General features: G+C 57.3%; 8 protein-coding genes and 1 pseudogene. 7 read left to right on the forward strand and 2 right to left on the reverse strand.

What is annotated here, in order from left to right:
- The first annotated feature begins 102 nt into the window (after nt 1-102).
- The gene (gene pgm, locus BMX68_RS18980; protein ID WP_017131864.1) at nt 103-1,749 is read left to right on the forward strand and encodes a phosphoglucomutase (alpha-D-glucose-1,6-bisphosphate-dependent); all 1,647 of its coding nucleotides are present in this window, start codon (nt 103-105) and stop codon (nt 1,747-1,749) included.
- A gap of 90 nt (nt 1,750-1,839) precedes the next feature.
- Here pgm and BMX68_RS18985 read toward each other — a convergent pair whose 3' ends face one another.
- Nucleotides 1,840-2,538, reverse strand: a complete 699-nt coding sequence (locus BMX68_RS18985; protein WP_017131863.1) for a pirin family protein — start codon at nt 2,536-2,538, stop codon at nt 1,840-1,842.
- Nucleotides 2,539-2,819: 281 nt separating this feature from the next.
- Here BMX68_RS18985 and BMX68_RS18990 point away from each other — a divergent pair, with 281 nt between their 5' ends.
- On the forward strand, nt 2,820-5,285 hold the full coding sequence (locus BMX68_RS18990; RefSeq protein ID WP_017131862.1) for a UvrD-helicase domain-containing protein: 2,466 nt from the start codon (nt 2,820-2,822) through the stop codon (nt 5,283-5,285).
- A 55-nt stretch (nt 5,286-5,340) separates the two neighbouring features.
- Here BMX68_RS18990 and BMX68_RS18995 read toward each other — a convergent pair whose 3' ends face one another.
- The gene (locus tag BMX68_RS18995; protein ID WP_074862492.1) at nt 5,341-5,613 is read right to left on the reverse strand and encodes a DUF1652 domain-containing protein; all 273 of its coding nucleotides are present in this window, start codon (nt 5,611-5,613) and stop codon (nt 5,341-5,343) included.
- 768 nt (nt 5,614-6,381) lie between these two features.
- Between BMX68_RS18995 and BMX68_RS26770 the strand changes: the two are divergent.
- From BMX68_RS26770 to BMX68_RS19015, 5 genes and pseudogenes are all read left to right on the forward strand, one after another.
- Nucleotides 6,382-7,134: pseudogene (locus BMX68_RS26770) on the forward strand (MCP four helix bundle domain-containing protein); the annotation flags it as partial.
- The gene (locus BMX68_RS26775; RefSeq protein ID WP_428829769.1) at nt 7,129-7,992 is read left to right on the forward strand and encodes a methyl-accepting chemotaxis protein; all 864 of its coding nucleotides are present in this window, start codon (nt 7,129-7,131) and stop codon (nt 7,990-7,992) included. The pseudogene BMX68_RS26770 and the gene BMX68_RS26775, both read left to right, overlap by 6 nt.
- A 177-nt stretch (nt 7,993-8,169) precedes the next feature.
- Entirely contained in the window at nt 8,170-9,588 is a 1,419-nt protein-coding gene (locus BMX68_RS19005; protein WP_218165202.1) for a serralysin family metalloprotease, read from the forward strand.
- 327 nt (nt 9,589-9,915) lie between these two features.
- Nucleotides 9,916-10,200, forward strand: a complete 285-nt coding sequence (locus BMX68_RS19010; protein ID WP_017131858.1) for a hypothetical protein — start codon at nt 9,916-9,918, stop codon at nt 10,198-10,200.
- An 81-nt stretch (nt 10,201-10,281) separates the two neighbouring features.
- Nucleotides 10,282-10,630, forward strand: a 349-nt coding sequence (locus tag BMX68_RS19015; RefSeq protein WP_143063324.1) for a methyltransferase domain-containing protein, incomplete at its 3' end; no start/stop codon positions are given.

Consider the following 10,630-nt stretch of genomic DNA (forward strand, 5'->3'; position numbering starts at 1 on the left):
AAAATCTTCCCGTCATGGCTTAGATAGCCTAACGTCAACGCCGAACTGCCAGTAAACTGCGCGCTTTTCCCCCTCCGTATTCTTCATTTCCAGAGGTTTTGCATGACACTCAGTCCTTTTGCGGGCAAACCGGCGCCGGCACAGCTGCTGGTTGATATCCCGCGACTGGTATCGGCCTATTACACCGGCCAACCCGATGCCGCGCTCGCCACCCAGCGCGTTGCCTTCGGCACCTCGGGGCATCGGGGCAGTTCATTCGAACTGAGTTTCAATGAATGGCATGTCCTGGCCATTTGCCAGGCCATTTGCCTGTATCGCCAGTCCCAGGGAATCGATGGTCCGTTGTTCGTCGGGATCGATACCCATGCATTGTCGACTCCGGCTGGCGTCAGCGCCCTGGAAGTGTTTGCCGCCAATGGCGTGGAAACCATGATTGCTCCTGACGATGAATACACGCCGACGCCGGCGGTGTCCCACGCGATCATCTGTTACAACCGCGGCCGTACCCGCGGCCTGGCGGACGGTGTGGTGATTACTCCGTCTCACAACCCGCCGCAAAGCGGTGGTTTCAAGTACAACCCGCCCAACGGCGGCCCGGCCGATACCCACATCACCCGATGGATCGAAGCCAAGGCCAATGAGTTGCTGGGCAATCAGTTGGCCGGCGTCGAACGTATCAGCTATGAGAGGGCGCTCAAGGCTGACACCACTCACCGGCATGACTATCTCAACAGCTATGTCGCCGATCTAGTCAATGTCATCGACATGGACGTCATCCGTGGCGCCAACCTACGCTTGGGTGTCGATCCGCTGGGCGGTGCCGGCGTGCGTTACTGGTCGGCGATTGCCGATCATTACCGGTTGAACCTGGACGTGGTGAACACCGAGGTCGATCCGACGTTCCGCTTCATGTACGTCGACTGGGACGGCAAGATTCGCATGGACCCATCCTCAAGCCATGCGATGCAAGGCCTGATCGGCTTGAAGGAGCGTTTCGACGTGGCTTTCGCTTGCGATCCCGACCATGACCGTCACGGTATCGTCACACCGTCCGCAGGCCTGCTGGCGCCGAACAATTACCTGGCGGTGTCCATCGACTACCTCTTTCAAAACCGTCCACAATGGCGTGTCGATGCTGCGGTCGGCAAGACGGTGGTCAGCAGCGGCCTGATCGACCGCGTAGCAGCACGCTTGGGCCGGCGCCTGCACGAGGTGCCGGTAGGTTTCAAGTGGTTCGCCGACGGCCTGTTCGACGGCTCCCTTGGTTTTGCTGGCGAGGAGAGTGCCGGGGCGTCGTTCCTGCGCAAGGATGGCAGTGTCTGGTCCACCGACAAGGATGGCCTGATCCCGGCCTTGCTGGCGGCGGAGATGACCTCGCGCACCGGGCGTGACCCGAGCCAGATCTACCATGGCCTGACGGAGGAGCTGGGCGAGCCGTTCTCCGTGCGGGTCGATGCCAAGGCGACGCCGGCACAGAAGGTAATGCTGAGTAAGTTGTCGCCGGAGCAGGTCGCCTCGACGCAATTGGCCGGCGAGGCCATCCAGCAGATACTCAGCCACGCACCGGGCAATCAGCAGGCCATCGGTGGCCTGAAGGTTATGACCGAGAACGGTTGGTTCGCCGCACGGCCATCGGGCACTGAGGATATCTATAAGATCTATGCCGAGAGTTTTGTCGGTGACGATCATCTCAAGCAACTGGTGGCGGAAGCCCAGGTACTGGTAGATAAGGCCATTTCGCTGGCCTGATCGTTGAGGCAGAGAAACACATGGTGGCGAACGGGCTGACCCGCTCGCCACCATGGCTGTTCACCTTGCCTTTGTGCGTCGTTCCGTGAATCAGGCCAAGTCGACCAGGATGATCTCGCTGTCCTGCACGGCGGTGATGCGCAAGACTGCTTCCTGAGCTACGGCCACGCCATCGCGGGCTTCGGCGCGCAGGCCATTGACCTCGATCACCCCGGTAGCCGGCACCAGATACGCCCGACGATTGCTGTCCAGGTGGTATTCGGCGCTTTCGCCGGCTTTCAGGTTGGCTGCCGCCAACCGGGCATCGGCGCGAATCCGCAAGCTCTGGTCATCGCCGGCCTTGCCGCTTGCCAGGGTCACGAAACCCTCGCCACGCTCGCCCTTGGGAAACGGTTTGGCACCCCAGGAAGGGGCTGAACCGGCTTCGTTGGGGATGATCCAGATCTGGAAGATCTTGGTGGGTGTCGACTCCAGGTTGTACTCGCTGTGGGCGATCCCGGTACCGGCGCTCATCACCTGCACATCGCCAGCTTCGGTGCGGCCCTTGTTGCCAAGGTTGTCCTCGTGGCTGATCGCACCTTCTCGGACATAAGTAATGATTTCCATGTCCCGGTGCGGGTGTTGCGGAAAACCGGTGCCGGGGGCGATCACGTCATCGTTCCAAACCCGCAGGTTGCCCCAGTTCATGCGCTGCGGGTCGTAATATTCGGCGAATGAAAAGTGGTGATGCGCGTCCAGCCAGCCGTGATGGGCGCCGCCCAGGGTGTTGAAGGGTCTGAGTTGCAGCATGAGTCTTCTCCTGTTCAGGTTCGTCGAGGGCTGGCGCGGGCCAGGACAGGACGGTGACCGATTGATAGTGGGATTATCTTCGATCAAATCAATATCGATAAAAAGCGTAAATAATGCTTAAAAATAATCGAAAAAATTGATGTATTCGCACGCTTCGAAGAGTCTCTCTACTTTCAATTCATCGCCTAAATAACTGATAGATAGGCAATTGACTAGAAGTCCCGGCGTAATGGAGCGACCATAGGCCTCCCGCCCGGACAGCCCCAAGACCTGGAGTCAGCGTGTCGTCATACCCCCCCGAACCGCCTGCCAAACTTACCTCCCTGACCCAATTGCCGCCGCTCAAGCGCCTGATAGCCCGCGTGTTGGGCAGTGGCCTGAGCCGATTACGGGCACAGCACATGGCCTCTTGGTTGCAGGGCCAGGCGGATGGCTTTCGCAGTGGCCACAGCGCGGGAGTGGAATACGGTTATCAGGAAGGGCGCGCCGACGGCCTGGAGCAGGGACGCCAAATATTATTGATTCGCGATACCCGGCCCGCGCAGCACCAGGCGCCTGGAGTCGACGGTCATCTATTCGACGACTGGCGCCTGCCGCTGGGTGTTGAGCTGAAGAAGCTCATCAAGGCGGACATCGCCCGTCTGTTGCCGGCCCATGCGCAACCGAGCGCCGCGCAATGGAAAATGATCTTCAGTGATACGCCGTCTACCTCGGTGATCGCCGGGGCTGGCGCCGGTAAATCGACATCCCTGGTCCTGCGCATTCTCTTGCTGACCCACTACCTGGGCTTCGAGCTTGACTCGCTGACCGTCGTGACCTTTACCCGCGAGTCGCGCAAGGATTTCATCGCCAAGCTGATTGAGGTTTTTGCGTTATGGGGACATTCCCTCAGTCTCAGGGACGCCAGGAACGTGGTGCGCACTTTCCACTCGCAGATCCTGCCCATGGTCCGCAGTCTGCCGGATTTTGCCCAGTTGCAGGCGTTCGAGAACCTCGGTACGCGCACGTTGTTCGAGGACGAAGGCGCCGACAGCAATCCCTTCGATCTGCGCATCAATGATGCCCAGCGCCAGCAGCTCAATGCCTGCTACCACCGGCTGTACCGCGATGAGCCACGTTTTCGCGACGTTCTGGTACCGCTGTACAAGCAGGCGCTACAACTCAAGGAGCTGGAACAGGATCACCCGGATGTGCAGAAACGCATGGCGGTCACCGAACTCTCTTCCAGGCGCGACGAAGAGCTGTGCGATACCGTCGAGGACCTGTGGTTTCGCGCTGGCGCCTGGCCGATCGAGGGTATCGAGCCGAACCGCGAGACGGTCGATATCAACGGCTCGCCGTTTCATTGCCATGGCTATATCCCGCAGCTGGATGCTTGGGTAGTGCTGGGTTTCGATCAGCGCGAAAGTCCGCAGATCGCTCGCCCAGGCTCACGCTTGACGGTGCGCGCGGAATGGGCGGTCAAGCGCACCTTGTTTCAAGCTTTTTGCCGTAAGCCTTTGATATGGCTTGATAGTTATGAATCTGCAAAGCGCCTTCTATCCTCCTTGGATGGGGAGGCTATGGCTGGTCCCGGCTTTGATTACAAGGTCAAGGGCGAACTCGCCTCGGCACCGTTGCTCGATTGTTTTGTCATGGCGGCCGGGTTTATCGAGAACCTTGGCTTGGACGTCCATGTTGCGGTGGGCCAGATGAGTTTTGCCCAGGATGACCCGGACCGATTCTTCTTCGAAGCCCTGAGTTTGTTCTGGAAGGCCCTGGAAACGCACTTGCTTGCGCAATCGCCGCCGATCATGACCTATAACCGGATGTTCTCACTATTCGGCGAGAATAGCCCGGAAAACCAGGCATTGCTCAGCGACGAACTGTTGCGGCCGCTGTCGCACCTGATGATCGACGAGTTTCAGGATGTTTCGCCGCAGATCGTCTCCTGGTTGCGGGCCAGCCTGCGGGAGATTCGTCGGCGCACTCCAGCCTTGCATGTCGGACGTGAGGCCCAACATTCGTCGTTGTTATGCGTGGGCGATGACTGGCAGTCGATCTATGGCTGGCGGGGCAGTTCACCCAAGTACTTCATGGAGTTCGCCAAGCAGTTCCCCTCGCCGATGACAACCCGGGTGATGCTGAGTGACAATTATCGCAGCCACCAACATATCATTGATGCTGCCGAGCATATTGTGCGGGCAGCTCCGACCATCGCCGGGAAAAAAGCCAAGGTTGCGGGAGAAGCGAAGGATGCGCTGCCCGTGAATATCCTTGATCGGGATGACGCCGAGCTGGGCCAGCGCTTGGCAGGACACTATCGAAAGGGCGACAGTATCTTGATGTTGTTTCGAAGAAATAGTGATAAGTCATTGATAAGTGAGCATATTCAATCGATAGTTAATGTGGATTCTAGTTTGCCCCGCGAACAGCGTCGGCTCAAGCAATTGACCTATCACAGCGCCAAGGGGTTGCAGGCCGATGTGGTGTTCCTGTTGGGTGATTGCCTGCACCTGACCCGTTCACCCTATAAGAACCAGGTCTACCGGATGGCGGGACTCGGCAAGGATGGCGATACCGAACCCTATGACACCGCGCAGAAAGATGAGATCCTGCGCCTGGCTTATGTCGGGATCACCAGGGCGGTGAAACATTGCTATTGGTATCTGGATCGGCAGGAGGCCCAGGCGGCGAGCGCGCCCAAGGCATCCGATCGGATTGCTGGGGATAAGGCGTTTTTTGCCGATTTTCGTGTCAAGGCATAAACCCGCATAGATAGACAGATGGTCACGCCTCATCGGGAGGACCGTGTCTAGGGGGTCAGGCCAGGGCTTTGAGGTTCTGGGGTGGCACAAAGGCCTCGAGTTCGGCCTCGATTGCCTCGATGATGCGTTCGACATCAGCAGCATTCATCACTGTGGCACAGGGTATTCCAGCAATGGCGATCAGGGTTTCGCCACTGGCCCGGTCGAACAGTCGGGCGATCATGCTGACGGGGGCGTCCATGGTGGCTTCGAAACCCAAGGGGTGAAAATGCCAGCGCATCAATTGGCAGGCATTGGGGAAGGTGACCTTGCTGAAAACTTGGCTCATGCTGCCCACCTGTTTCATTGAACGCTTCCTTTCGCCTGCGGGTAGGAACGGAAGGACCTCATGGTCCAACCTGGCTCATGCTAAAAATAATATCCGTTCGCAGCAGGCAGGGGAGTTTTTTCAGGTCATTCGGCGATTGTTTTCGTGCAATTCGATCACTGTCATAGCTCACCTTCGTTGGCGTGCTCTGTATCCGACGACGACTCAAGTCCAGGTCATCGGCGACGCTCCCTGCCCATCGGTACTAGGATCGCCATCATTTGTTACAGCTTGTAGAGTCTGGAATGCCGGTTTGACGAAATATCGGTTGAGAGCTGGATCAGCTCGATGACCCGATGAAGCCGGCATAGCTGCTCCAGGTCATCCACCCGTAGGACTCATCCCCTGAGCACGCCAGCAAAAATCAATGGTGGAGGGCGCCCCATAAGCGGTATCAGCAACTATGTGAAGTACCTCAACCACAATTCAGTGACCGACAATCTGATGGACTCGAAGCGATGCAGTTACATGGCTGAACCGTTTTATTGATATCAAATAGCCATTTTTTTGGCGTCACCTGCATAGCCATTCGATTGTTTATCATTATTTAATGAAATTTTTACCTCTCACCCTGAATAAAGCATGAAGTCCTGCCGATATTGATAATAAGCCCGTGAGCTTTTCACAGATGCGATGTTGAAACTATCTGGCGCTAGATCCCGATAGACAAATGGCAGGGACGCTAGCAACCCCAATGTTCAGAGAGAGCTTCCCATGTCCCTACGTAATATGAATATCGCCCCTCGAGCCTTTCTCGGTTTTGCCTTTATCGCACTGTTAGTGGTGGTGTTGGGGGTGTTTGCACAAACGCGCATGACGGTGATCCGCCAGGTTTCGGTCAATATGCAGAGCCATCATCTGCCCGGTGTGGGTTATCTGGGGAATCTCATCGAGGGTGTCCTGCGGCTGCGCATCCTGTCCTTTCGCGTGCTGGTCAATCGCGAGCCAGCAGCACTACAGGAGGCCGATGCACGTATTACGTTCCTGACGAACAAGATCCGCAAGGACCAGAAGAGCTATGCCGGTCTCCCCTCAGCGGGAGAGGAGTTGGCCAAGTACAAGGAGTTTGCCGCGACCCTGGAAAGCTATCTCGAGAACCAGGCGCGAATGCTTGAGCTGTCACGGCAGAACAAGCTCGATGAGCTGCGCTTGCTGATCAATAGCCAAATCAAGGCCGGTACCGACTTGATGGGTGTGCAACTCAATCAGTTGGTTGAGATCAATAAGGCTGGGGCGGCGCAGGCATCGGAGCTGGCGGGACAGGAATATGACGGCGCCAGCCTGGGCATTATCACCGTATCGGTCGTCGCCGCACTGATGACCGTGTTGCTCGCATGGTTGCTGACCCGCAGTATTGTCGCTCCTTTGAACAAGGCGCTGATCGCGGCCGAGGCCATTGCCGGTGGTAATCTGGCCCAACCGATCGAGGTTGCTGGCAGAGATGAACCGGCACGTTTACTCACGGCGTTGTCGGCCATGCAGGGCAACCTACGCAAGACCATCGAACAGATTGCCGGTTCGGCCACCCAACTGGCCTCGGCGGCGCAAGAGCTCAACACGGCGACCGAGGAAGCTTCGCGCGGGCTGCAACAGCAGAACAATGAAATCGAACAGGCAGCCACCGCCGTCAACGAGATGACCAGTGCCGTAGAGGAAGTGGCGCGCAACGCCGTCTCCACCTCCGAAGCCTCCCAGCAATCCAATCTGGCGGCGCGCGAAGGTCGCGACCGAGTGGTCGAAACCGTCGAGGCGATCCAGGCCATGAGCCAGAACGTGCAAAGCACCTCAATACTGATCGAAGGGTTGGCGACCCAGGGCCGCGACATCGGTCAGGTACTGGACGTGATCCGGGCGATAGCCGAGCAGACCAACCTGCTGGCACTCAACGCCGCCATCGAAGCGGCTCGTGCCGGTGAGGCCGGTCGTGGTTTTGCCGTAGTGGCCGACGAAGTACGGGCCCTGGCCCATCGTACCCAGCAGTCGACTCGGGAAATCGAACAGATGGTGGCCGGGATCCAGAACGGCACGGGCGAAGCGGTGCAATCGATGCATCAGAGCAATCAACGAACCCAAAACACCCTGGAAATGGCCCGTGCCGCCGGTGCCGCCCTGGAGCAGATCACTCATTCGATCAATCTGATCAACGAGCGCAATCTGGTGATTGCCAGCGCTTCGGAAGAGCAGGCGCAAGTCTCTCGGGAGGTCGATCGCAATCTGGTGAACATCCGCGATCTGGCGACCCAATCGGCTGCGGGAGCTAACCAGACCAGTGTGGCCAGTCATGAGCTATCGCGCCTCGCAGTGGACCTGAATGCGATGGTGGCGGGCTTCGTTATCTAAAGGATCGAGGCTGATCGTTCCCACGTCGAACCGTTTGCGTGGGAACGCCTATCAAGATGCCAGGAAGGGAGGTGGTATCGGGCGATATTTAAAAGTCCGCGGCGCCAGGAGGTTGTTCAATGGGTTGTCTTACATTGATAGGGTATAAACGTGTCGAGCACCATTGAAGTCGCCAATCTGCAAGCAGGCAATGTTGGAGGCAGCCAGCAGCATCTTCTTTCAACCGTTCGTGAGTTCAGTGCCAAGTCTGAGCGCCCAGGGGGAATGACAGTCAATGGGAAACCCTCTTATTCAGTGGATCAAGCCGCGACGAATCTGTTGAAGGGCTCAACGCCTTGGGCGGACATTGATAAGAACGGGAAAATAGAGCTGACCTACAGCTTTCCGAGAGAGTCGCAACTGCAGTCCAATGATGATTATTATGCGTTGGATATCGCCGGACTCAGGGAATTCAGCCCCTTGCAAAAGGCTCAGGCGGTGTTGGCCATGCAATCCTGGTCGGACGCCGCCAATCTCTGGTTTTCCGAAGCGCCACAGGGTGGCGACGGTCATATCACCTTTGGCAATTACAAGGTCGGGCTCGGCGCCGCCCAGACCATTCGCCCGGGGGATGCATCGGGATTGGGTGGGCAGTCCTGGTACAGCATTGCTGAAGGATATGCTGACAACAACAGTCCGGGACTGAACAACAATGGTCGACAGACCTTGACCCATGAAGTCGGCCATGCACTGGGTTTGCCACATCCCGGCAACTATAACGGAGCAGGCGTGAGCTACACGAGCAATGCCGGCTATGCGCAGGACACGTTGGGTTATAGCGTGATGAGCTACTGGAGCGAAGCCTCCAGCGGCCAGGACTTCACTCGCGATGCCGCCACCTTCTACGCGTCTGCCCCCTTGATGGACGACATCGCGGCCATTCAGAAACTCTACGGCGCCAATTGGAGCACCCGTGCCGACGATACCACCTATGGCTTCAATTCCAATGCGGGGCGCGACTTCCTGAGTGCATCTCAATCCTCGGATGCCTTGGTCTTTTGTGTCTGGGACGGCGGCGGTGAAGACACTCTGGATTTCTCCGGCTTCACCCAGAACCAGAAGATCAACCTGAATGCCGGCTCGTTCTCCGACGTAGGGGGCATGGTCGGCAATATCTCCATTGCCCAGGGCGTCATGGTGGAGCATGCCACTGGCGGTGCGGGTCATGACCTGTTGCTCGGCAACGATGGAGTCAACGAGCTGCGCGGCGGTGCCGGCAACGACATCCTCCATGGCGCGGGCGGGGCGGACAAACTGTGGGGCGGGGCGGGCAACGATACCTTCGTATTTATCGTCGTTTCCGACTCGGCGCTGAATGCCGGCGATCGGATCATGGATTTTGTCAGCGGCCAGGACAAAATCGATCTGTCGGGGATCACCCAGGGTTCGGCGCTGAACTTCGTCAATGCCTTTACCGGGCATGCTGGCGATGCGGTGCTGAGTTACGTGGCGAGTACCGGCCTGGGCACCCTGGCGATCGATTTCTCGGGGCATGGCGTGGCGGACTTCCTGGTCACCACGGTGGGGCAGGCAGCAGTCACGGATATCGTCGCCTGAGTCGGTAAAGCAGGAGGCGGCGTTCGCGCTGCCTCTTCCAAAGCCCTATTACCTCTGATCAGAGCTCTTTTCGAAATTTGGAAACGACGAGTAGGACACCAAGACCAAGTTATTTGGTGGCAATTAATAGAGCTGTTTTAATCGCCTATTATTCCTAGCTCTTCACCTTCCTTGGTCTAAGTTTCCATCCAGTGGATCCAACTTAGACCAAGGAAGGTGAAGAATGGGCAAGCAGATTATTATTGTCGGTGCAGGGGTTGGTGGCACGATGCTCTCCAACCATTTGGTCAGCAAACATGCGGTATCGCTCCGTTGGAGACGATCTTGATGTTCGACGATTTCCTGCGTTGTCGTAGTGTCCGAAATAAACTTGAAATTATTTACACCTACGCTACTACCACTCTGCTCCGCCATAATTTCTGGTGCTTACAGCGACCAACCGGCGAGATTGTGCCAAGTATCTTCGAGCAGAAAAACATTCGCTTTCAGCGTGATTTTACCTTGGATGAAGTCGGTCCGGAGCGGCGTATCGCCTACTTCGAAAAGGCCGGTTGCGACCCCTCGCATCGCTACCGAAATCCGCCTGGGGGCGCCGCCCTGTGCAGTGTATGACGAGCACCCATTGTGGAGTAGCACTGATATTTGGAACACGGCATGTCATTGGAAAGCAACTTTCACCTAAAGGACTAGCTCATGATTATCAAGCCTCAGCCGTCAACGGCAAGGACTGCCAATACCCAATGGGATCCCCAGGCATATCTCAAATTTGCCCGTCTGCGAGAACGACCAGTGGTGGAGTTGTTGAACCAGGTCAGTCTGGAACATCCTAAACGAATCTATGACTTGGGGTGCGGCACCGGGATTGCAACTCAATTGTTGGCCACGCGCTGGCCACAGGCCGATCTGACGGGAGTGGACAGCTCGACGGAGATGCTTAAAGAAGCCAAGAGCTTGCCAATCAAAGCGTTTTGGCAGGCATGCGACCTACAAGTCTGGAAGGCCGATCAGCGAGCAGACCTGTTGTTTGCAGCGGCGGTGCTGC

The sequence above is a fragment of the Pseudomonas agarici genome (assembly GCF_900109755.1).
Lineage (GTDB): Bacteria > Pseudomonadota > Gammaproteobacteria > Pseudomonadales > Pseudomonadaceae > Aquipseudomonas > Aquipseudomonas agarici.